Annotated in this window: 22 protein-coding genes; 4 read left to right on the forward strand and 18 right to left on the reverse strand. The window is 35.8% G+C overall.

From position 1 onward, the window contains the following. Nucleotides 1-86: 86 nt before the first annotated feature. The 9 genes from hflC to LRP83_RS12945 all read right to left on the reverse strand — a co-directional run bounded on the left by hflC (nt 87) and on the right by LRP83_RS12945 (nt 9,398). Nucleotides 87-1,022 carry a protease modulator HflC gene (gene hflC, locus LRP83_RS12905; protein WP_230497111.1) on the reverse strand — a complete coding sequence of 312 codons (936 nt, stop codon included), beginning with the start codon at nt 1,020-1,022 and terminating at the stop codon, nt 87-89. Beyond that, nucleotides 1,012-1,980: an FtsH protease activity modulator HflK gene (hflK, locus tag LRP83_RS12910; RefSeq protein WP_230497112.1), complete on the reverse strand. Its 969-nt coding sequence runs from the start codon at nt 1,978-1,980 to the stop codon at nt 1,012-1,014. Before hflK ends, hflC begins: the two co-directional genes overlap by 11 nt. 224 nt (nt 1,981-2,204) lie before the next feature. Next, nucleotides 2,205-3,614 (reverse strand): two-component system histidine kinase PnpS, encoded by a 1,410-nt coding sequence (pnpS, locus tag LRP83_RS12915; protein ID WP_230497113.1) that lies wholly within the window; start codon nt 3,612-3,614, stop codon nt 2,205-2,207. Continuing rightward, nucleotides 3,614-4,321 (reverse strand): response regulator transcription factor, encoded by a 708-nt coding sequence (locus tag LRP83_RS12920; protein ID WP_230497114.1) that lies wholly within the window; start codon nt 4,319-4,321, stop codon nt 3,614-3,616. Before LRP83_RS12920 ends, pnpS begins: the two co-directional genes overlap by 1 nt. Nucleotides 4,322-4,444: 123 nt before the next feature. Continuing rightward, nucleotides 4,445-4,921 carry a MaoC/PaaZ C-terminal domain-containing protein gene (locus tag LRP83_RS12925; RefSeq protein ID WP_230497115.1) on the reverse strand — a complete coding sequence of 159 codons (477 nt, stop codon included), beginning with the start codon at nt 4,919-4,921 and terminating at the stop codon, nt 4,445-4,447. Between the two features lie 100 nt (nt 4,922-5,021). Then, a complete protein-coding gene (gene mdh / locus LRP83_RS12930) occupies nt 5,022-5,960 on the reverse strand; it encodes a malate dehydrogenase (RefSeq protein ID WP_230497116.1) in 939 nt (312 codons plus the stop codon). Between the two features lie 89 nt (nt 5,961-6,049). Next, entirely contained in the window at nt 6,050-7,321 is a 1,272-nt protein-coding gene (gene icd, locus LRP83_RS12935; protein WP_230497139.1) for an NADP-dependent isocitrate dehydrogenase, read from the reverse strand. 125 nt (nt 7,322-7,446) lie between these two features. Then, nucleotides 7,447-8,565 (reverse strand): citrate synthase, encoded by a 1,119-nt coding sequence (gene citZ / locus LRP83_RS12940; RefSeq protein WP_230497117.1) that lies wholly within the window; start codon nt 8,563-8,565, stop codon nt 7,447-7,449. Nucleotides 8,566-8,936: 371 nt separating this feature from the next. After that, nucleotides 8,937-9,398, reverse strand: coding sequence for a DUF441 domain-containing protein (locus LRP83_RS12945; RefSeq protein WP_230497118.1), 462 nt, complete (start codon nt 9,396-9,398; stop codon nt 8,937-8,939). A gap of 191 nt (nt 9,399-9,589) precedes the next feature. Here LRP83_RS12945 and ytvI point away from each other — a divergent pair, with 191 nt between their 5' ends. Next, nucleotides 9,590-10,711, forward strand: coding sequence for a sporulation integral membrane protein YtvI (gene ytvI, locus LRP83_RS12950; RefSeq protein ID WP_230497119.1), 1,122 nt, complete (start codon nt 9,590-9,592; stop codon nt 10,709-10,711). 36 nt (nt 10,712-10,747) lie between these two features. Here ytvI and LRP83_RS12955 read toward each other — a convergent pair whose 3' ends face one another. From LRP83_RS12955 to dnaE, 8 genes are all read right to left on the reverse strand, one after another. Beyond that, nucleotides 10,748-11,134: an FxsA family protein gene (locus tag LRP83_RS12955; protein ID WP_230497120.1), complete on the reverse strand. Its 387-nt coding sequence runs from the start codon at nt 11,132-11,134 to the stop codon at nt 10,748-10,750. A gap of 73 nt (nt 11,135-11,207) precedes the next feature. Continuing rightward, a complete protein-coding gene (gene pyk, locus LRP83_RS12960) occupies nt 11,208-12,968 on the reverse strand; it encodes a pyruvate kinase (RefSeq protein WP_230497121.1) in 1,761 nt (586 codons plus the stop codon). Between the two features lie 17 nt (nt 12,969-12,985). Next, entirely contained in the window at nt 12,986-13,945 is a 960-nt protein-coding gene (gene pfkA, locus LRP83_RS12965; protein ID WP_230497122.1) for a 6-phosphofructokinase, read from the reverse strand. A 327-nt stretch (nt 13,946-14,272) separates the two neighbouring features. Next, nucleotides 14,273-15,250: an acetyl-CoA carboxylase carboxyl transferase subunit alpha gene (gene accA, locus LRP83_RS12970; RefSeq protein WP_230497123.1), complete on the reverse strand. Its 978-nt coding sequence runs from the start codon at nt 15,248-15,250 to the stop codon at nt 14,273-14,275. Further along, nucleotides 15,244-16,113 (reverse strand): acetyl-CoA carboxylase, carboxyltransferase subunit beta, encoded by an 870-nt coding sequence (gene accD / locus LRP83_RS12975; RefSeq protein WP_230497124.1) that lies wholly within the window; start codon nt 16,111-16,113, stop codon nt 15,244-15,246. Before accD ends, accA begins: the two co-directional genes overlap by 7 nt. 178 nt (nt 16,114-16,291) lie before the next feature. Beyond that, entirely contained in the window at nt 16,292-16,915 is a 624-nt protein-coding gene (locus LRP83_RS12980; RefSeq protein WP_230497125.1) for a FadR/GntR family transcriptional regulator, read from the reverse strand. A gap of 9 nt (nt 16,916-16,924) precedes the next feature. After that, nucleotides 16,925-18,163, reverse strand: coding sequence for an NADP-dependent malic enzyme (ystJ, locus tag LRP83_RS12985; RefSeq protein ID WP_230497126.1), 1,239 nt, complete (start codon nt 18,161-18,163; stop codon nt 16,925-16,927). Between the two features lie 136 nt (nt 18,164-18,299). Beyond that, nucleotides 18,300-21,662, reverse strand: coding sequence for a DNA polymerase III subunit alpha (dnaE, locus tag LRP83_RS12990; RefSeq protein ID WP_230497140.1), 3,363 nt, complete (start codon nt 21,660-21,662; stop codon nt 18,300-18,302). Between the two features lie 167 nt (nt 21,663-21,829). Between dnaE and ytrH the strand changes: the two genes are divergently transcribed. Both ytrH and ytrI read left to right on the forward strand, forming a co-directional pair. Continuing rightward, the gene (ytrH, locus tag LRP83_RS12995) at nt 21,830-22,168 is read left to right on the forward strand and encodes a sporulation membrane protein YtrH (protein ID WP_230497127.1); all 339 of its coding nucleotides are present in this window, start codon (nt 21,830-21,832) and stop codon (nt 22,166-22,168) included. Continuing rightward, nucleotides 22,165-22,674, forward strand: a complete 510-nt coding sequence (ytrI, locus tag LRP83_RS13000; protein ID WP_230497128.1) for a sporulation membrane protein YtrI — start codon at nt 22,165-22,167, stop codon at nt 22,672-22,674. The genes ytrH and ytrI overlap by 4 nt, the downstream gene beginning before the upstream one ends. Nucleotides 22,675-22,705: 31 nt before the next feature. Here the strand turns inward: ytrI and LRP83_RS13005 are convergent, their stop codons facing one another. Beyond that, nucleotides 22,706-23,638, reverse strand: a complete 933-nt coding sequence (locus LRP83_RS13005; RefSeq protein ID WP_230497129.1) for a DHH family phosphoesterase — start codon at nt 23,636-23,638, stop codon at nt 22,706-22,708. A gap of 106 nt (nt 23,639-23,744) precedes the next feature. On the opposite strand from LRP83_RS13005, the gene LRP83_RS13010 reads away from it, so the two are divergent. Continuing rightward, nucleotides 23,745-24,047 carry a YtpI family protein gene (locus tag LRP83_RS13010; RefSeq protein WP_230497130.1) on the forward strand — a complete coding sequence of 101 codons (303 nt, stop codon included), beginning with the start codon at nt 23,745-23,747 and terminating at the stop codon, nt 24,045-24,047. Nucleotides 24,048-24,079 lie beyond the last annotated feature (32 nt).

Raw genomic sequence — 24,079 nt, forward strand, 5'->3', positions numbered from 1 at the left:
CCCCTTTTCTAAAATCAAAAAAACCGTTATTTATCCTCCTATTCTAACATGATTAGAATAGGAAAGAAAAACAACGGGGTTCTAAGTTATTTCGTATAGCCCAATAGTAATCTAGCATATGGTGAATCAGAAGGTAGTACAATAACTGACTTTTCATTTATTGTTTTCTTATAGGATTCCAATGTACGATATAATTCATAGAAGCTAGGGTCCTTAGAGAAGGATAAATTATAAATTTTAGCTGCCTCTCCTTCCCCTTCTGCACGAATGACTTCAGCATCAGCTTTAGCCTTTGCGAGCATTTCCTTCACTTCTCGATCCGTATCAGCAACAATTCTATTCTTTTGAGCATCACCCATTGATAAATACTCTTGAGCTTTTGATTCACGTTCTGAAGTCATACGAGTATAGACGGACTGCTCGTTTTCTGCAGGCAAATCTGTTCTCTTCATACGAACATCTACTAGAACAATACCATAGTTATCTTGAGTTAATAGTTCATTTACCATTTTTGTTACTCGATCATTTAAAGAACCTCGTGAGGATTTCTCATCATTAATTATTTCATCATAATTTAATTGTCCAAGTTCGGCTCGAACAACGGAATAAATAAATTCTTCCATTCTAGATTCAGCTTTTTCAACGGTTCTTGCATTGGAAATCATTTTCTTAGGGTCCTGTATTCTCCAAATGGCATAATTATCAATTATCATTCTTTTCTTATCTTTTGTGTTGATTTCTGCCTCTGAAACATCGTAGGTCATCTGGTATTTCGGTAATGTTGATACACTTTGGATAAAAGGTATCTTATAGCTAAGTCCAGGTGAGCTTTCAATACGAACTACTTCACCAAATTGGCGGATGACACGATACTCACCCTCTTTAACGATAAAAACGTTTGTAATCGTAAAAATTAATAACGCAAGAAGGATAAGCAAGAAAATACCAACTTTCATATATCCAAACATATTAAAACCATTTTTACTTTTTTCCTTTATATCAATCACATTGTTATTGTCCATTGGTATCACTTCCTTCTTGTTTCGTTTTCGGCTGTTCTTTTTCTAGAGGCCGAATCGGAAAATATTTTAAAGTATTACCATCGTCATTCATAATATAAATCTCTGTATTAGGAAGTACTTGCTCAATGGTTTCTAGTACAAGTCGTTGTCTTGTAATTTCAGGACTTTTACTATATTCCGCATATAGCTTATTAAAAACCGACACATCCCCACGAGCTGCTTCAATACGAGCTGCTCTATCACCTTGGGCAGCTGACATTAACGCATCTTTTTCCCCTTGAGCTTCATTGGTTCGTTTATTACGATATTTTTTTGCCTCGTTTATTTTTGTATTCATCGTTTCTCTAGCATCTGTAACATTTGTAAAGGCCTTTCGAACTTCGTCATTTGGAAGCTCTACATCCTGTAGCTTCACAGCCAGAATTGAAATCCCAATTTCATATTTTTTTATTAACTCTGATAGTAAATCTCGAACATCCGCTTCAATCTCAGCTTTCCCTGAGGTTAAGGCATCGTCGATTTTCGAGCTTCCAATTATACTTCTTAGACTTGCCGATGTAGCGTCATAAAGGATTTCTTCCGGCTTTTCGGCATTAAATAAATATTCGGAAGGATTTGTTATTTTCCATTGCACGACAAGGTCTGCTAAAACAATATTTTCATCCCCGGTAATCATCTTTGTTTCGTTAGGAAACTCCTTAATTTGTCCTGCATTTTCTTCATAACCAAATTGCAAACTAAAAGTTTCTCTAGATAACTTTTCTACACTTTGTATTGGCCATGGTAGCTTGAAGTGTAATCCAGGCTCATTAAGTCCCTCTTCTACCTTTCCGAATGTCAGGATGACCGCTTGTTCTGATTCATCAACTGTATACCAGGTCGTAAACGCCAGAACACTTAAAATTGCTATTAAAAATATTAGTCCCACAATCGTATAAACTCTTTTTATACTAGTCATTCGTTTCACATCCTTTTAAAATATCCACATTAGTCTATACGGATAACCATTGTAAAAGTTTCATAATAAAATAATATTAAACATAAGAAAAAGGAAAGAGCGGGGTAAGCTCTTTCCCTTTTCTTTGCTTAGCTCCCTGGGTAAGGGGGTTTTCAAAAATATCATATCAACTTATTGTGAAGAAAATGTTAATTTTAAGTAAATGTAATGTTAAATCATTACATTTAAATAGCTGGAAGGACTTTTTCTAATGAAATTGTAAAAGTTGTCCCTTTTTCTTTCACACTCGTTACAGATATGCTTCCTTTATGGGCTTCAACAATATGTTTGACAATTGCTAAACCTAACCCCGTACCACCTGAATTTCTACTTCTCGCTTTATCTACTCGATAAAAGCGTTCAAAGATTCTTGGAATTTCTTCCTGTTCTATCCCTATACCTGTATCCTTAATTTGAATATGAACCATTTCCTCAATTTCCTTTACCTCAATCTCAACATAGCCTCCAGAAGGAGTGTAGGTTAAAGCATTACTCAATAAATTAATAAAAACCTGCTTAAGTCGAGAATAATCCCCTTTGATGAAGAGAGTTTTTGAGATTGGATTAATGTGAAGAATAATATTTTTTTCTTCAGCTTTGCCTTTTAACAACGTAATAATATCACTCATAAGAATACCGATGTCAAATTCCTCGATATTTAAATGGAAACCATGCTGCTCGATTCGCGATAAATCTAATAAATCTTCTATTAAGGTTTGTAGACGATCGCTTTCATTTAAAATTATTTTTAAAAAGTCCTCTAATGTGGATTCATCCTTCATTGCTCCATCCAATAAAGTTTCAGAAAAACCTTTTATCGAAGTAATGGGAGTCTTTAATTCATGGGATACATTTGCAACGAAATCTTTTCTCATTTGCTCCAGTTTTTTAATTTCGGTAATTTCATGGAAAACAAGTAGTACTCCTTTCCATTCATTTTGTGTACCAATAATAGGTGAACCAGATACCTCAAAATAACGTCTTACGATTCCCATCGGAAGTAGTAGCTGCCTTTTTACTTTTTGTTCGGTCATAAATATTTCTTCAATTAGCAAAGTAATTTCCTTATGCTCTATAACAGTATAATATTGGTTGTATAAGTATTTTTCCGAATTTACAGCAAAAGTTTCGATATAGGCTTTATTTATTAAACTAATATAACCCCGATTATCAATTAACATGAGGCCGCTGCCCATACTCTCAATTAAAGTACTTAATCTATCCTGTTGCATCTGTTGAGTTTTTAGGTTTTCTTGCAAGTCCTTTGCCAGAAGATTGATGGCATTACTGAGCATACTCGTTTCTTTTCGATGATCCACATACGTACGTGCTCGATAGTTTCCTTTTGATAACTCAATGGCAACATTAGTAGCTGCTTCTAACGGTTTTGTATAGCGTTTTTTGATATTAATACCTAATGTAAAAATCAATAATAAAACAATTGCTTGACTAATGCTTACTAACCACCATATTTCACGATTGGCTTGATCAAAATAATTGTTTAACAATGTGGCTAAAAGAATATCGGAAAAGATTAATACGACTACAATAATACTGATAAAAACAAAAAGGAATTTTGAACGAGATTTAAACATTACGATTTTGGCTCCTCTAGCTTATAGCCTAATCCTCTAATCGTTTTAATATAAATCGGTTTTTTTGAATTCTTTTCTATTTTATCGCGCAAATGACTGATATGAACATCCACAATTCTTGTGTCACCTGCAAAATCATATTTCCAAACAGCACTTAAGAGCTGATCCCTCGTTAATACCCTTCCTTTATTTGTTACTAAATAAAGTAATAATTCAAATTCCTTTGGAGTTAATTCAATTAACTCATCTGCAAAAAAGGCTTCGTACCTTTCAGGAAAAATTTTAAGATCAGCAATTTTCATATAGTCCTTATCTTCAGCATCCTGTTGGTCATTATTGATTTGAGTTCTTCGTAAAATGGCTTTGATTCTGGCAATTACTTCTCTTGGGCTAAATGGTTTGGTCATATAATCATCGGCCCCAAGCTCTAGCCCAAGGACCTTATCAAACTCATCCCCCTTAGCAGTTAGCATGAGGATTGGAGTTGATAATTTCTGCTGTCTAAGCTGTTTACATACTTCAATACCATCTAATTTGGGTAGCATTAAATCCAAAACAATAAAGTCTGGATTATGGGATAGAGCCAAATCTCGCCCCTCTTCCCCGTCCATAGCTGTTATAACTTGAAAACCATTTTGTTCTAAATTGTATTGCAATAGAGTAATAATATGTTGCTCATCATCAACGACTAGCACCTTTTTCGACATATCTGCCTCCGCAAAATTTATTTACCCCCAAAATCGAAAACCCCTTTATATCCACCTTCATTATAATGAAAAGTATAAAAAAACCACAGCATTTTATACTGTGGTTTTAAATAAATGTTAAATCTAAAAATTATCTAGCGCTTTTCCTTCTAATTTTTCTAATTGATATGGAGGGCATACTAGAATATCTCCAGAAATGACTAGCTCCTCTGATTCATTTACACCTTCAACATGAATTAGAACCGTATGAGCACTTTTATTAACCTCTGTTACTTCAAACAAGAATTGAACCGTACCGTAATGATATACCTGTTTTGGGAATTCTATTGTTTGTTTTAATACATGACTTCCTGGACCTGGTAAGTATTTTGATACCGCAGCCGTAACAATTCCTGTTAACATAACACTTGGAACAATTGGTTTTTGATACGGTGTTTGCGACGCATAATCATGCTGAATATAAAGAGGATTCGCATCATTCGTTAATCCTAAATATAATAAAAGATCCTTATCTTCGATTTTTTCGGTTAAGCTTAGCTTTTCTCCAACCGTAATTTCTTCAATCTTACGGCCTAATTTTCTTTTTTTCCCAAGTAACATTTTGTGACATACCTCCAAATGAAAGCGATTTCAAGCTATTTATACAAAAGGGACTGACCATTGATCAGACCCTTTTTCATTTTATAAAATTTCAGCTAAATTAAACTAATGCTCCCATTACATTACGAACAGCCTCTGCAGATTTATCAAGAGCCTTTTTCTCATCTTCGGTGAGTTCAAGTTCGATAATTTTCTCGATACCATTTGCACCTAAAATAGTTGGAACACCAAGGTAAATTCCTTCGTACCCGTATTCCCCTTCTAAATAAGCAATTGTAGGGATAACACGACGTTGGTCTTTAAGGATAGCTTCACACATTTGAACAAGAGATGCAGCTGGTGCATAATAAGCACTTCCGTTCCCTAATAATGCGACTATCTCTCCGCCACCTTTACGAGTACGTTCAACAATAGCATCTAGACGATCTTTAGGGATAAGCGTTTCTAATGGAATCCCACCAGCATAAGAATAACGAACTAACGGAACCATTTCGTCACCGTGACCACCAAGAACAAAACCAGTAATATCTTTAACAGAAAGATTTAATTCTTGGGCAACAAATGTGCAGAAGCGTGCTGTATCTAATACTCCTGATTGTCCAATCACGCGATGTTTCGGGAATCCAGTTTCTTTAAAAAGAGTATACGTCATTGCATCAACAGGGTTTGTTAATACCACCACATAGGCATTTGGAGAATGTTTAACGATCTCCTGAGCAACACTCTTCATAATCTTTTGATTCGTTTGAACTAAGTCATCGCGACTCATCCCTGGCTTACGTGCGATTCCAGCAGTAACAACAACAATATCAGAATCCTTCGTATCTTCATAATTAGAAGTACCAGTAATATTAGCATCAAACCCTTGTACAGGACCTGCTTCAAGCATATCTAGTGCTTTACCTTTTGTCGGGTTTTCCATTTGTGGAATATCCACTAATACAACATCTGCAAGTTCTTTTTGAGCAAGCATAAATGCAGTTGTTGCTCCAGTAAAGCCGCTACCGATTACTGATACTTTTTTACGATTGAATGACATTGTAACTCCCCCTAAAATTGATCGTGAAATTTTTTGGTGCAAGAGGGCCGTAAAAAAAACGACCCGTAAACTTCAACAATTTTTAAAGATTAGTCCATGTTCTTAATTAACTCATCCCCGAATTCAGAGCATTTCACTTCTGTTGCGCCATCCATTAGACGGGCAAAGTCATAAGTTACAACTTTAGACGCAATTGATTTTTCCATTGATTGAACAATCAATTTAGCCGCTTCATTCCAACCAAGGTGTTCAAGCATAAGTACACCAGATAAAATGACAGAAGATGGGTTAACTTTATCTAATCCAGCATATTTAGGTGCTGTACCATGAGTAGCTTCAAAAATTGCATGGCCAGTTTCATAGTTGATGTTTGCTCCTGGAGCAATACCGATTCCACCAACTTGTGCTGCTAATGCATCAGAAATATAATCACCATTTAAGTTCATTGTAGCAACTACATCGAACTCACTTGGTCTTGTTAAAATTTGTTGTAAGAAGATATCAGCAATTGCATCTTTAACGATGATTTTGCCAGCCGCTTCAGCATCAGCTTGTGCCTGGTTAGCAGCATCTGAACCTTGCTCATCTTTAATGCGGTCGTATTGAGCCCAAGTAAATACTTTATCTCCAAATTCTTTTTCAGCAAGTTCGTATGCCCAATTTTTGAAGGCACCTTCAGTGAACTTCATGATATTACCTTTATGTACGATTGTTAAAGATTTACGACCCTCTGCAATCGTATAGTTAAGTGCTGCACGGATTAAACGAGTTGTACCTTCTTCAGAAATAGGTTTAATACCAATACCTGAAGTTTCAGGGAAACGGATTTTATTAACACCTAATTCAGTTTGTAGGAAATTGATTAGTTTTTTTACATCGTCAGAACCTTTTGCATATTCAATTCCAGCATAGATATCCTCAGTGTTTTCACGGAAAATAACCATGTCAGTGTCCTGTGGACGTTTTACTGGTGAAGGAACTCCTTCAAACCAACGAACTGGACGTAAGCATACGAATAAATCTAATTCTTGACGAAGTGCTACGTTTAGAGAACGAATTCCACCGCCAACAGGAGTTGTTAATGGACCTTTAATTGCGATAAAGTATTCGTTGATTACATCTAAAGTTTCAGATGGTAACCATTCTCCAGTTTGGTTAAAAGCTTTCTCTCCAGCTAAAACTTCTTTCCATACGATTTTACGCTCGCCTTTATAAGCCTTTTCAACTGCTGCGTCAAGAACGCGTGATGCAGATGCCCAAATATCTGGACCAGTGCCGTCTCCTTCGATAAAAGGAATGATTGGTTGATTTGGTACATTAAGAACTCCATTTGATACAGTAATTTTTTCTCCAGCCATTATTGTTTTCCCTCCGAATTCTTTGTTCGCAAACAAGCTAAAATTAATTAATATAAACATATTCAAAGGTTAGAAGAATTCCTTCTAACCCTAATCATATTAACAGTTTTCGATTGAAAGTAAAAATATTACCCTCTTTGGTTAATCGGTATGTACGATTGCATACCAGGACCTGTGTAATCCGCACGTGGACGAATTAGTCTGTTATTCTCGTATTGCTCAAGAATATGAGCTAACCAACCAGAAACACGGCTCACCGCAAAAATTGGCGTGAATAGGTCATGATCAATTCCTAAACTATGGTACATAGAAGCAGAATAGAAATCTACGTTTGGTGGTAGATTCTTTTCACCTGTTACAATTTTATCGATTTCAACAGACATTGTATACCAATGAGGCTCACCAGTTAGAGCAGTAAGTTTTTCGGACATTTTCTTTAAATGCTTTGCACGAGGATCTCCTAGGCGATATACACGGTGACCGAAGCCCATGATTTTTTCCTTATTAGCTAGTTTACCGCGTACATAAGTATCAACATTTTCAACTGTACCAATTTCTTTCAGCATTTTCATAACTGCTTCATTTGCTCCTCCATGAAGAGGCCCTTTTAAAGCACCAATTGCAGCTGTAACGCCTGAGTAAACGTCAGAAAGTGTTGCTACACAAACACGTGCAGTAAAGGTTGATGCATTAAGCTCATGATCAGCATGTAGTACTAGTGCTTTATCTAAAGCTTCAACCGCGATAGCATCTGGTTCCTTTCCAGTTAACATATATAGGAAATTTGCAGCAAAGCTTAAATCTGTGCGTGGAGCTACTGGATCTAAACCTGCTCGTACTCGTGAAAATGCTGCAACAATTGCAGGCATCTTAGCTTGTAACCGAATCGCTTTACGGTAATTTGCTTCTACTTCCATTACATCAGCTTCTTCATCATATAGACCAAGCAAAGAAACTACTGTACGAATCGCAGCCATTGGATGAACTTCGTTAATTGGGTACATTTTGAAGTGCTCAATAACCTCTTTCGGAAGCTCCATGTTCATAGCTAATTGTTGTTTCAATTCCGCAAGCTCTGCTGATGTTGGTAGCTTTCTATGCCACAAAAGATAGATTACTTCTTCAAAGCTGGCATTATCCGCTAAATCATCAATATTGTAACCTACATAAGTTAATGTATCATCAATAATAGAGCTAATCGATGATGATGTTGCAACTACCCCTTCAAGACCACGTGTAACTGTCACTTGAATCTCTCCTTTACATGAAAAAATTTCCCCATCCCACTTGTCTTAGCCACTTTGTATGTTAGTCGGAAAAACCGACTAGTGAGAAATAAAAATTATTCATTAGCTTTTGAATGCTAATGTCGACATATAGTCATTCAAATAGAATCATATTACAAAATCCTTTTTTCTTCAAAAGAAATCGAGCGTTTGCTCGGAAATGAAACAAATAGAAAGTGCTTTCAATTGTTTTGAACAAAAATTATGTTTCTACTATATCCACTAATAAAAAACTTATTAAAGAAAAAAGGATACGCTTACAAGCCTATTATAAACAATTATCAGAACTTTGTGAATGAAATTGTCTTAAAAATTATTATATCGCAAAAAAACTATTTAAAAAACTCATATAATTTCATCGCGACAAAGGCGATTCCGGCACCAATGAGAGGACCAACTGCCACTCCCTTAAAAAGTGATACTGCTAATATGGTCCCGAGGACTAACGCTGTTGTAATATGAGGATCTTTTGCTAGTAGGATTACTCCGCCCTTTGCTAATAGTGCTACTACAATTCCGGATAGTAAAGCTATCCATGCAAAGGGAGATTTAAAGGCACCACCTAAATCCTTAAAACCGATATCACCACTGGCGATTGGGGCTAGTACAGCTATTGTAATAATCGTAACTCCCCATTCAATTCCTTTTGATTGAATTTGTGTAAAAACTTTCGATTCTACACCTATTAATTTTAAGAGGAGCAATACTGAAACAGCTATGATTAACGATTTATTTTTAGCAATAAGACCTATAGAAAATAATAATAGAAGAAATAACAAGGATTGACTTATCAATCTTTTACCCTCCTTTTTAACACTATTGTAAAATAACTTAACTTAAACAACAAATCGAATAATACAAGGCATGTTTTGAATAAACATACTTTTACATCTAAAAGGAAATAAATCATTCATCTAAATAGGCAGATTATTCGATTAAATGTTAAAATAAATTATATTTAAGTATTTTATTTAAGGAGGAAAATATGAATTTAACCTACTTCTATCGAACATTGCGCTTGGTAATGGTCGTTGCTGCAGTTATTTTTGGACTTATGGCATTTTATTATATATCGAAGGTAACGTATCCTTTTTTAATTGGTTTGGCAATTGCCTTCTTAATAAATCCATTAGTAAATTTTTTTTCAACAAAGGCAAGAATGCCTCGAGCACTTTCTGTCTTTGTAGCTTTAGTTATTTTATTTGCTATTACAGGAGGTTTAATAACCTTACTTATTACTGAGATTGTTTCGGGAGCTGAATATTTAGCTAGTGTGGTACCAGCCCATTTAGAAACCGTTATAGATTATATTGAACAAATGTTTGCTGGTCAAATTATCCCTCTATACAATCAGCTGACAAGCTTGTTTAATACACTTGATGCAGGACAACAAGATACAATTATGGACAATATACAAAATGTCGGGAAAAAATTTGGAACAACTGTGGGAGATTTCATACAAAATTTATTTGGTAATATTCCTAATATTCTTTCCTGGTTTCCAAATGCAGCCACCGTGTTAATTTTTTCATTGCTTGCTACCTTTTTCATTAGTAAAGACTGGTATCGACTAAATACAATTGGCAGTCGTTTCCTTCCGAATCGGGCAAAATCAAGTGGAAGAACTGTATTTATCGATTTAAAAAAGGCGCTATTTGGATTTATTAAAGCACAGTTAACACTTATTTCTATTACTACTGTCATTATTTTAATCGGTTTACTCATACTTCGAGTAGATTATGCGATTACTATCGCTCTAATTTCAGGTGTTGTCGATATTATTCCTTATCTTGGAACTGGAGCAATCTTTGTACCTTGGATTATTTACGAGGCTATTGCTGGGGATGTTAACACTGCGATTGGTCTTGGTGTACTTTATTTGGTTGTCCTTGTTCAAAGACAGGTCATGGAACCAAAGGTTTTATCCTCTAATATCGGATTAGACCCGCTAGCAACTTTGATTTCTTTATTCGTCGGTTTTAAATTAATGGGATTTTTAGGACTTATTATTGGACCAGTTTTGCTAGTTATCATAAGTACACTACATCGGGCAAATGTATTTCGGGATCTGTGGACATATATTAAAGGAACAGAAGAAGTTAAATAATATATTAAAAAGCTACTTCCATTTTGGAGTAGCTTTTTAATATATTATTTTTCTATTTCCATTTTTTATTCTTTTTTGAAACCATTTTTTCATCATTTGTTTAAAAAATATCCTAGTCCCTGGAAATAATAATAAAAATCCAAGTATATCTGAGAAAAATCCAGGAGTAAGTAATAACGTTCCACCCACAAGGATACATATACCATCCAATAAAGCATCACCTGGTAATTGACCAGTTTGGAGCTGCCGTTGAAGCTGGTAATAAGTAGCTAAGCCTTGCTTTTTTGCTAAGTAAGATCCTATAACTCCAGTTAAAATGATTATTAAAACGGTTGGCCATACACCAATAATTTGGCCAGAAACTAATAAGAATCCGATTTCAGCAGCAGGTACAATAATAATAAATAAAAATAAGTATCTCAAGTCGACACTCCTCAATGTACTTCTACTTTATATTATAGCAAAAAAGAGAGGAAGATTCCTCTCTTTGATTTAATTATAATACACTTGCATGGCCGTTATAAATAACTCCTCGACCTGCATCTACTGTAATTTCTTGACCATCTTTAAATAGTGTTGTAGCATTTTCAACTCCAACAATGACTGGAATTCCTAAATTTAATCCTACTACGGCTGCATGGCTCGTTAAGCCACCTTCTTCCGTAATTAAGGCACTGCATTTTTCTATAGCTGGAACCATATCTCTATCAGAGCCAATTGTTATTAAAATAGAGCCTTCTTTTACTTTTTCTAATGCCTCTTTTGCATTATTAGCAATAACCACTTTTCCGTATGCTGTTTTACGGCCGATTCCTTGTGCTTTTACAATGATATCTCCGACAACATGTATTTTCATTAAATTAGTCGTTCCAGCTTCACCCACAGGAACTCCCGCTGTAATGACAACTAGGTCGCCATGTTTTACTAAGCCACTATTTAAACTTTCTTCTACCGCTATATCTAGCATTTCATCTGTAGTACGTGCTTCAGTACCCATTTGCGGATATACGCCCCATACTAATGATAAACGACGTTTTGTCGATTCATTTGCTGTAACAGCAACAATTGGAGCTTTCGGTCGATACTTCGAAATCATACGAGCCGTATGACCACTTTCTGTTGGCGTAATGATGGCATTTACATCTAAATTCAATGCCGTATACGCAACAGATTGTCCGATTGCATCTGTAATACTATGCTCACTTTCTTTGCTTCGTTGCGAAAGAATTTCTTTATGATCTAACGCTTGTTCAGCACGTGATGCAATATTATGCATAGTCTGTACCGCTTCTACTGGATATGTTCCAGCCGCCGTTTCTCCAGAAAGCATAATCGCATCTGTTCCATCAAAAATAGCGTTTGCTACATCACTTGCCTCAGCACGCGTTGGGCGAGGATTACGTTGCATAGAATCTAACATCTGTGTTGCTGTAATAACAGGTTTACCTTGTGTATTACATTTTTTAATTAATTGTTTCTGAACTAGTGGTACCTCTTCAGCTGGTATTTCCACTCCTAAATCACCACGTGCAACCATTAAACCATCAGAGACTTCTAATATTTCATCAATATTGTCTACCCCTTCTTGGTTTTCAATTTTCGGGATAATTTGGATATGGCTAGCTTTATTTTCTTCAAGCAATTGGCGAATTTCCAATACGTCTGAAGCTCTTCTGACAAAAGATGCAGCAATAAAATCAACATCTTGCTCAACGCCGAATAAAATATCCTTTGCATCCTTCTCCGTAATCCCTGGTAAGTTAACAGAAACACCAGGCACGTTTACACCTTTTTTATTCTTTAATGTACCACTATTTAAAATGTCTGTATGAATTTCTTGGTTTTCTTTATCAATTTTAGTTACTTCAAGACCAATTAATCCGTCATCAAGTAAAATTTTTGACCCAATGTGCACATCTTCTATTAGACCAGGGTATGTAACTGAAAACTTCTCAAGTGTACCTTCAACCTCAGCCATGCTAACAATTATCTTATTACCAGCTTGAAGCTCGATTGCCCCACCCACCATATTGTTCGTTCTGATTTCTGGACCTTTTGTATCTAAAAGAATCGCAACCGTTTTTCCTGTTTTGCTAGCTGCTTCACGAATATTTTTAATACGTTGGCCATGCTCAACATGATCTCCATGGGAAAAATTAAGACGGGCAACATTCATTCCCGTTTCGATTAACTGTGTTAATTTTTCTACACTTTCACTAGCTGGACCTATCGTACAAACAATTTTTGTTTTACGCATACGTTGTATTCCTCCAATTAAATCGATAATTCTTTCGATAAATTAAATAAATTCATATCTATCTTGTGCTTCCGGTTAAAAATTTCTAATATATCATAATCAACTAGTTCGTTTTTTTCTATTCCTACAGCTCTTCCACCCTTACCATTCAACAACAACTCAACAGCTCTAGCTCCAAGACGGCTGGCTAAAACACGGTCAAAAGCTGTAGGAGAACCTCCACGCTGAATATGACCTAGAACAGAAATTCGTGTATCATAGTTTGTTGCTTCTTTTAAGTGCTTTGCAAATTCCGTAGCACTACAAACACCTTCAGCAACCACAATAATACTATGCTTTTTACCACGCTCATGTCCACTTTTAAGACGTGCGGCGATTTCCTCCATATTATAATTTTCCTCTGGGATTAGAATGGTTTCCGCTCCACCAGCAAGTCCTGCCCATAAAGCGATATCACCTGCATCACGACCCATTACTTCAATAATAAAGGTACGTTCATGGGAAGTCGCCGTGTCACGTATTTTATCAATCGCATCAATGACAGTATTTAATGCGGTATCAAAACCAATTGTATAATCAGTACCTGCAATATCATTATCAATAGTTCCAGGTACACCAACACATGGGTAGCCTTGTTCAGTTAAAGCCTTAGCACCACGATAGGAGCCATCACCACCAATAACGACTAGTCCTTCTATCCCCAGTTTATTTAATTGTTCAATTCCTTTTTGTTGGCCTTCTTTTGTTTTAAACTCTTCACAACGTGCGGAATAAAGCATTGTTCCACCACGGTGAATAATGTCACCAACTGAACCTAATTCCAATTGTTTTATATTTCCATTTATCAAGCCCGTATAGCCTCCATATATCCCAAATACTTCTATGTTATGGAATATTGCTTTACGAACAACTGCACGAACAGCAGGATTCATTCCTGGGGAATCTCCACCACTTGTTAATACACCTATTCTTTTCATTTATAATCACCTCTATGAATAATTGTAACGTATGTATGAATGAAGTGTACATCCTGATGAGCTATCTATGCTCTTCTTATTATAAACAATTCACTCTAGAATATTTCTAAAATAACATGAAGCAATTGCTATAACAATACAATCATATACAACTTTTACACTAAATGAATGATAATTCGATGTAAGCGTTTCATATACTTAAAAATGTCATAAAAATGTCAGATAACCGTCCAACTATAAAAATACACAATGAAAACAAATAAGAAATAGCTGACTTAAGTATGCTTGATTCAAGCATGCTTAAGTCAGCCATTAGATTTTGGCATTCTAATTTATCCCAATTGACTCTTTTTCGAAAGAAAATTCACCAATCGCTTTAAATTTATTATATCGATGGTTGATCAATTCTTCCTCGCTCATTTTCGTTAATTCTAATAATGAACGATGTAAAACTTGATCAATCTCTTCAGCTTGGTGTTTCACATCTCGGTGTGCTCCACCTTTAACCTCAGGTATGATTTCATCGATTATTCCTAATCCTTTTAAATCTGGAGCGGTAATCTTCATAGTTTCAGCCGCTTGCTTCGCAAGTGAGGCATCCTTCCAAAGAATCGCTGCAGCTCCTTCTGGTGAAATAACTGAGTAGGTTGAGTTCTCTAACATATGGATATGGTTTCCTACTCCTAATGCTAAGGCACCACCACTTCCACCCTCACCAATCACGATACAAACGATTGGAACCTTTAAACTTGCCATTTCAAATAAGTTTTTGGCAATCGCTTCACTCTGTCCTCGTTCTTCAGCCGCTTTTCCTGGGTAGGCACCCTTTGTATCAATAAAGCAAATGATAGGACGTCGGAATTTTTCTGCTTGATACATTAATCTTAATGCCTTACGATATCCTTCTGGATGTGGCATTCCGAAATTCCGGCGAATGTTTTCCTTTGTATCTTTTCCTCTTTGATGTCCAATAACCGTTACAGGAAGCCCTCTGTACATGGTCACTCCTCCAACAATGGCTTCATCATCACCGTACGCTCGGTCCCCATGACATTCGAAGAAATCTTTAAAGAGTATAGAAATATAATCCAGTGTTGTAGGACGATTGGGATGTCGTGCTATTTGTACTCTATCCCATGGTTTCATATTCTCGTAAATGTCCTTTTCTAGCCTTGTAAGACGCTCTTCTAGCTTCTCTATTTCAGAAGACAAATCAACATCGGCATTTTTCGTAAATTCTTTAAGCTCTTGAATTTTTTTTCTTAATTCTACTACTGGCTTTTCGAAATCTAATCCGCCTACCATTGAAGTACACCCCCTGGTTGATGGATTTCGAGTAAGTTAATCATTTTTTCTCTCAGCTCCAGTCTAGATATAACAGCATCTAATTGACCATGTTTAAGTAAAAATTCTGCTGTTTGAAAATCCTCTGGCAGCTCTTCGCGTATTGTTTGTTCGATAATTCTTCTGCCAGCAAAGCCAATGAGTGCACCAGGCTCTGCAAAATTATAATCTCCAAGAGAAGCAAAGCTCGCTGAAACCCCACCAGTTGTTGGATGTGTCATTATGGATATAATTAATCCACCATGGTCACTAAATCGCTTTAGCGCAACACTAGTTTTAGCCATCTGCATCAAGCTTAAGACACCTTCTTGCATTCTAGCACCACCAGAAGCTGTAAAAATAATGAACGGTACGGAAAGTTCATCTGCTTTCTCAATCGCTCTAGTTATCTTCTCGCCTACTACCGAACCCATACTGCCCATTCTGAAGGTAGAATCCATGATGGCAACAACAGTTTTGAAGCCACCAACTGTTCCAATTCCCGTAACTACTGCCTCATTTAGGTTTGTTTTTTCTTTATCCTTTTCTAGTTTTTCTAGATAATCAGGAAAATTAAGTGGGTTTTCAGAGATCATACCAGAATTAATTTCTTCAAAACTATTTTCATCCAAAAAGCTATCAATTCTCTCAAAAGAATTCATAGGATAATGATATAAACAATGCAAACATACCTTATTATTTTTTATTAATTCCTTTGTATACATAATTTTTTTGCAATCTGGACATTTGGACATAATACCTTCAGGAACATCTTGCTTAGCACTTTCAGAAGGAATCGTTGCATATTTCTTCTTTTTAGACTTTGTAAATAATTCTTTAAGCAAAGTGAAACCTCCTAATAAAAATGTGGAAGCGCCTTAAGGAGCTTGGCGCTACAACTAGTTAAAGTAAAAAAGTGGTCAGACCACTTATCGTTTTTTAATACCCAGCGGCATGCATGGGCAATTTGCTTGTCCTAATACTATAGAACAATTTATTTACGAATTGTGTTTGAATCTGTCGTTAGTCAAACGACAAATTTCGCAGTGTCTTGTATATGAGAAGTGCGCTTTTTTCGTTTCGACTTACTATAGCATCAATCAGTTCAGTATACAGGCTTTTATTTTTCATTTCCTGTTTAATTTCTAATGCTTTAACATAATCATTCAATATTTGCCAAATTCGCATGACTAAGTGGTTGTCCGATAATAATGCTATTTCATAAAAAATTTGCTCATCATTCACCCTTTGAAATTGAAGCAAAGCTCTAAGCTTAGTGAAATGAGAATCATTACATCTTTTTATGACTAGCCTTATACAATCCATCTCAATACTATGTCTTGTCTCCAATACATCTTTAATGGCTTTTTGATCTTGCAGAACAAAAGTACCTAGAAGCTGGACTAATTGATTCCCATGAAAGTCGCGGATAAATGTACCTTCACCACGTCTGGTTTCAATTAATCCAAGGAGCTCTAACGCTCTTAATGCCTCCCGAACAGAGGAACGCCCAACGTTAAGGCGCTCCGAAAGTTCACGTTCAGAAGGTATTTTATCTCCAGGTTTTAATGCTTCTTTTGATATTATCAGTCTTAGTTGCTTCACAATCTCTATATAGACTTTAGATTCATTTTGTGAGGGTTGCACTATTATTTATCACTCACTTTTTCCAATAGTCGCAAGTCTGCTTGTTTTTTCTTTAATTTCTTCAGGGTCAACTTTAATACGAGCAACACCTGTATCCATAGCCGCTCTAGCAACTGCTGCAGCTACTTCTGGTGCTACACGAGAATCGAATGGTCCTGGAATTACGTAATCCGCATTTAGCTCATTTTCATCGATTAGACTTGCAATCGCCTCAACTGCTGCAACCTTCATAGCTTCATTTATATGTGTTGCACGTACATCGAGTGCACCACGGAAGATACCAGGAAATGCTAACACATTGTTTACTTGGTTGGGGAAGTCTGAACGACCAGTCCCAATTACTTTTGCCCCTGCGGCTTTTGCAACTTCAGGCATAATTTCAGGTACTGGATTTGCCATAGCAAAAATAATCGAATCGCTATTCATTGATTCCACCATTTCTTTTGTTAGTGCACCAGCAACTGAAACTCCAATAAATACATCTGCACCTTTAATAACATCTTCAAGACTGCCTTTTAAATTTTCGCGGTTTGTGAATTTTGCTACTTCATCCTTAATAGTATTCATTCCATTAGGACGTCCCTCATAAATAGCACCTTTTGTATCGCACATAATAATATCTCTTACACCAAAGCTATAAAGAAGTTTAATAATCGCAATTCCAGCAGCACCTGCACCGTTTGCTACGACCTTTATTTCATTAACTTTTTTACCAACAATTTTTAATGCATTAACAAGCCCAGCTACCGTTACAATCGCAGTTCCATGTTGATCATCATGGAAAATAGGAATATTAGTTTCTCTTTTTAAACGCTCTTCAATTTCAAAACAATTCGGGGCAGCGATATCTTCAAGGTTTACTCCACCAAATGTTGGCTCAAGTAATTTTACTGTTTCAACAATTTTATCAATATCAGTAGTTGCCAAACAAATAGGGAAAGCATCTACGCCTGCAAAGCTTTTAAATAGAACTGCTTTTCCTTCCATTACAGGAAGTGCTGCTTCAGGACCAATATTACCTAATCCAAGTACCGCTGTTCCATCGGATACAATTGCTACCATATTCCCCTTCATTGTATAGTCATATACTGTTTCAGGCTTATCATAGATTTCCTTACAAGGTTCTGCTACACCAGGGGAATAAGCAAGACTTAAATCTTTTGCATCTCTAACTGGGACCTTTGATACCGTTTCTAATTTACCTTTACTCACTCTATGCATATGTAATGCTTCTTCACGTAAACTCATCTGAATTCACTCCCTATATTTATCAAAAGAAGTTAAAAAGGCCTTTATCATAAAAGGTATTTTTTTCTTAAATATCAGTGGTCAGACCACAAATAATCACTCTATCAATATAACATAACTGTACAGCTTGTAAAGACTATTCCTTAAGGATTACGTTTTCAGAACCAAGAAATTTGCTTAATTGTTCCAATAATAATCTAGAGGGTTTTATGTGATATCGTTCCTCTAGTAGGACTGTCTTTTTTGACCCTTCATAAAAAAGAACGATACTAGTTCGGCCATGATATTTACTTAATAGTTCTTTTAAATTTTGAAGCTGTTTAGCTGATTGTTTTTCTTTTTCAAGCTTTAAGTAAAGAACTGATGTTGGCTTCTTATTTTTTTCAATCCATTCATGTATTTCTATTCCATTTTGGATGATTAATTGTTTTGAGTCCAAACGTTGTTCAACCTTACAATCCACGACAAGCATATTTCCTTGTTTCAAAAGAGACATAATCTTGTTATATACAGTCGGAAAAACCACTGATTCTATTTCGCCACTTGAATCAGTGACTGTTAAGAAGGCCATTGCTTCGCCTTTTTTAGTGCGGATTTTCTTCACACTGGTAATATAAATTCCAACAGTTACGTTTCTACTGTCTTCCTTTAAACTCGAAAGCTGAACAGCTCCTGCCGCTAAAAGCTCCTTTTCATAAATGGAAACAGGATGATCAGAAAGATATATACCTAAAACTTCTTTCTCTAAATTTAGCTTATCTTCAATAGATAGGTTTTCTATCTCAACATATTTAGGTTTCAAAAAAAACTCTGCTTCTGAAAAGAAATCAATTTGATTACTATCATCTGGATTCACAAGCAAAGAATGCTCAATAGCAACATCAAGACTAGCTAGATATGTAGCGCGGTCATGTCCAAACTCATCAAAACAACCAGAATGCACAAGCAATTCAAGTGATTTTCGATTTACAATTTTTGTAGAAACCCTCATACAAAAATCAAATAAATCATCAAAATGTTTTATTTTTCTTTTATGAAAAATCTCTTTAAGTGCTACAGCACCAATCCCTTTTATCGCAGATAGACTGTACCGAATCGCACCATTTTCAACATGAAAGGAGTAACCACTTTTGTTGATTGAAGGTGCGAGCACTTTATAATTCATTTGCTTCAATTCTCGAATATATTGTGCAATCCTTGTTTCATTACCTATCGCTGAGGTAAGCAATGCCGTCATAAAAAATAATGGGTAATTCGCTTTTAAATAAGCAAGCTGATAAGAGATTAAACTGTATGCTACCGCATGACTGCGGTTAAAGCCATAATTAGCAAACCGAACAATTAAATCATAAATATCATTTGCTACTTCAAGTGAATAGCCATTTTTAGACGACCCCTCGACAAAATGGGATCTTTCTTTGTCCAATACCTCTTTATTTTTTTTGCTGACAGCTCGTCTCAATAGGTCAGCTTCCCCAAGAGTAAACCCAGCCATTTTCGAGGCAATCTGAATAATTTGTTCCTGATAAACAATAACTCCATAGGTTTTATTAAGAATTTTTTCAAGATCCGGATGTGGAAATTGAATGGGCACAATTCCATGCTTTCGATCGATAAACAATGGAATATTTTCCATTGGACCTGGGCGATATAAAGCATTAACGGCGACAATGTCCTCGAATGTAGACGGTTTTAATTTCATCAATACTTTACGCATACCTTCTGACTCTAACTGAAAAACCCCTGTAGTTTCCCCGTTTGAAAGAAGCTCAAATGTAAGCTGATCATCTAAAGGAATCAATCTGATATCTACTTTTCTGCCAGTCCCTTTTTCGATATTTTTAAGAATTGATTCGATTAAAGTAAGATTTCTTAATCCGAGGAAATCCATTTTTAATAGACCAACATCCTCTAAGTATTCCATTGAATATTGGGTTAAGAATACATTTTGATGTCCAGTCTGAATTGGAACTACATTGACAAGTGGTTCCTCACTTATGACAACTCCAGCTGCATGAGTTGATGTATGTCTTGGTAAACCTTCTAGCTTTAAAGCGGTGTTGAATAGCTTCTCATGTAAAGGACTTTCATCAACAAATTTACGCAAGCCTTCTGATTGTTGATAGGCAGATAATAAGCTAATACCTAAATGGGAGGGAACTTGTTTAGAGAGATAGTCTAATTCCTTCGTGTTTAAACCAAAGGCTCTTCCGACGTCTCTTAAGGCAGCTTTAGCTGCCAATGTTCCAAAAGTAATAATTTGAGCAACATGTAACTCACCATACTTTTCTGCTACATAACGAATGACTTCATCTCTCGAGTGATCTGGAAAATCGATGTCGATATCTGGCATTGAAATTCTCTCAGGATTCAGAAATCGTTCAAACAGCAGCTCATGCTCTATTGGGTCAACATCAGTAATTTGTAACACATAAGCAACCAATGATCCAGCCGCTGAGCCCCTACCTGGTCCAGTTAGAATATGATGTTCCCTGGCAAATCTCATAAAGTCCCAAACAATTAAAAAATAATCACTAAATTTCATTTTATTAATGATTTGTAATTCATAATTTAATCGATCACGGTAAATTTGTGAGGGACTAGTTCCAAAGCGTTCTTTCAGTCCTTTTAAACAAATTTCTTCAAGTAGGCTATTAGCTGTATGATTTTCTCCTGTAGGAAACTTAGGTAAGCGTTTTCGGTTTAGCTCTAGAGTAATGTTACATTCGGAAGCAATTCGAAACGTGTTTTCTAAGCTAGAAGGATATTCCGATAATAACTCTACCATTTCCTTAGCAGTTTTAAAGTAATATTGGTCACTCTCCAGCTTCTCAATATGATCATCGGAGAGTTTGTCCCCATTTTTAATAGCTAACATGCATTCATGTGCAAGGGCATCTTCCTGCTTCAGATAAAAAACTTGATTTGTCGCAACTAATTCCGTTTTAGTTAAAGCGGCTAATTCTATTAACTGTCTTTGGATGGCGGCTTCTTTTGGTGAAAGGTGATTCTGTAAAGATAAATAAAAATTCGATTGGCCAAAAATCTTTTTGTATTTCTCTATTATCTCTTTTGCCAGGTCCAGATCGTTATTTAATAAATGGCCCTCTACCTCTCCTTCTAAACCTGGTGTAATCACAAAGAGACCTTGTTGATAATGCTTTAACCATTTCAACGGAATCCCAGCCTGCGACTTCGTTTTTATTACACTCGTGATTTTCAACAGATTTTGAAATCCTTGTTGATCTTTTGCAAGGAAAACTAATGGGAAGCTTTCCTCTTTCTCATTTAATATATCTGCCGTTAAGCCTAATATAGGTTTTATTCCATGCTTTAAGCATTCTTTATAAAAAGGTATAGCTCCATACATGACGTTCCGATCCGTTAACGCTAGTGCTTTAAAGCCTTTCACTTTCGCGTCCTGGATAAGCTCTTCTATTTGTATAGTACTGTTTAATAAGCTATATGCACTATATACATGAAGGTGAATAAAGGACATTTCAATCACACCCTTCAAAGTTATTCCTTCTCTATTATAGGGCCAAATTGTAAAAAAAGAAAATATGTTCCCCTTTAAAAAAGTGAATGTTTTTTGCTCTTAAATCATAATCCTACCGATTTTTCATAAGATGAAGTAATGCTATATATAGGACAGGTGGTAATGTTATGAAAGATATTGGCTTCTTTCCCAATCTAATTGAAGGTTATTTTCTCGCACTAGGTGTCATATTAGGAGGCTCGCTGCTAGGTGGATTAGCCGCCTTTTTAACTGGACAACCTCCGCTAACTGCTATTTATCGATATTCAACTGATTTACGAATATGGGCGATTATCGCAGCTATTGGCGGGACCTTTGATACTGTTTATAGCTTTGAAAAGGGATTCCTTGAGGGAGGCACAAAGGATATCTTCAAGCAATTTTTATTAATTTTATCTGCTTTAGGTGGAGCACAAACAGGAGCAAAATTGATTTTTTGGCTAACACAGGAGCAGACGACCATATGAAAATTCCACCTATACATTTATGGATGCAGTGGCGCCGTTTTTTTACCGGAATGGCAATAGGTGGGGCCATTAGCTGGGCTCTATTTGTCTTTATTTATGGAACATTACAAGAAAAACAATCAAAACTTATCCATGCTCAGCAAGAGTCTATTAAGGAACTAAAAGAAGAAAAGAAGATTTGGCAGGCAGAGTTCCAAGCTTTAAATAAAAAAAGCCAAGAAAAAATGACCGTGCAGGATATTAAGGTCAAAATCAATCCGAAAAGTGCGCTAAAATTTAACCTAGATGGATTAAGCATTTACGAGGTGGAGGAAAGTATAAAAGGAGACTTAAGTATAATCGTTGCAAAGGACTTAGAGACTGTTTTTAAAAGCCGCGACCTGTTGAAGCGTGTTATTGAGAATAAAGTCGTGAAAATCAATAGTAAACGCTATCGATTTGAATTGAAGGAAATATATATTTATACGACTTTGAATGTACAATTAAATATTCATTTAGCAAATTAAAAGAGAAGGCATTGGGCCTTCTCTTTTCTTGTTATGAGCATGCCTCATCGAGCTCTTTTATTACCTTTTCAGCTTCATCCCAATGATAGATAGATGCCCCTGCTGCTAAAGGATGGCCGCCACCATTATAGTTTCTTGCGATACCATTAATAACCGGACCTTTTGAACGCAGGCGCACTCGAATTTGATCATCCTCTTCAATAAAGAAAACCCAGGCCTTTATTCCTTTTACATTTCCTAACGTTCCGACCAGTAAAGATGCTTCAGAAGGTACAACCTCAAACTTACTCAATATTTCTTTGGAGAGGACAACTTTGGCAACACCATTTGAGCGCATCTCGAAGTTTTGTAGAATATATCCATTTAACTGTATGACATTATTGTCAAGCTCATACATTTTGTCAAATAACTCCGTTCTCGAAAAATGGTAATGAATAAGTTCACCAGCATACATGAATGTTTTTTCTGAAGTACTTGGAAATAAAAATCTGCCTGTATCTCCAACAATTCCAGCAAACAGTAAGCGAGCTGCTTCATCAGACATTTTCAGACCCTTATCTTTCCCAAATAAATAGAATTCGTAGATCATCTCACTAACAGAGCTGGCTGTTGTATCAACCCATAATAAGTCGCCATATGGATCTTCGTTTGGATGATGATCAATTTTAATAAGCTTTTTACCAAGCTTATATCTAGAATCACAAATTCTTTCAGCATTTGCCGTATCACATACAATAATTAATGCTTCTTGAAAAACCTCATCTACTACATCATCTAATCGACTCATGTAATGTAAAGATGGATCCTCCTTACCAACCGCAAAAATATTTTTATTCGGATAAGAGGTTTTCAATATCTCTACTAGCCCGCATTGCGAACCATAGGCGTCTGGATCAGGTCTAACGTGACGGTGTACGATAATCGTTTCATATTGTTGGATGGTTTCTAATATTTGCTCCTTCATTTCATTCTCCTTTAATTAAAAGATTCTTTACTACATGTAGCAATTCCACTAAAATACCGTTAAAATAAAATAGATTGTCGATTTTTGAAAGTGGAGGACTTGCTTTATGCCAATTTTTGTTCTATGTATTGTCATTTCATTCTCATTTTATATTTTTTATAAAATCAAATTTGTTAGAAGTAATTTACCCATTGAAAAAAAATGGATTTCAGCTAAATCTAGTATGGCTCTAGGATTATTTGTTAGTCTATTTGGAATCAACCAACTATTTCTCTTTCAATCAACCGTTACCTATATAGTAGCAGCCATTTTTATTCTAATAGGTGGCTTGAGTATTTGGTCTGGTTGGAAATCCTACAGATATTTTCTACCACTTGCGATTAAAGAAGCTGAACAATTCCAAAAATAAAAACCTGAAAGCTGTTTCTATAATAGAAACAG

This window comes from Pseudoneobacillus rhizosphaerae (assembly GCF_917563885.1).
Taxonomy (GTDB): domain Bacteria; phylum Bacillota; class Bacilli; order Bacillales; family Cytobacillaceae; genus Pseudoneobacillus; species Pseudoneobacillus rhizosphaerae.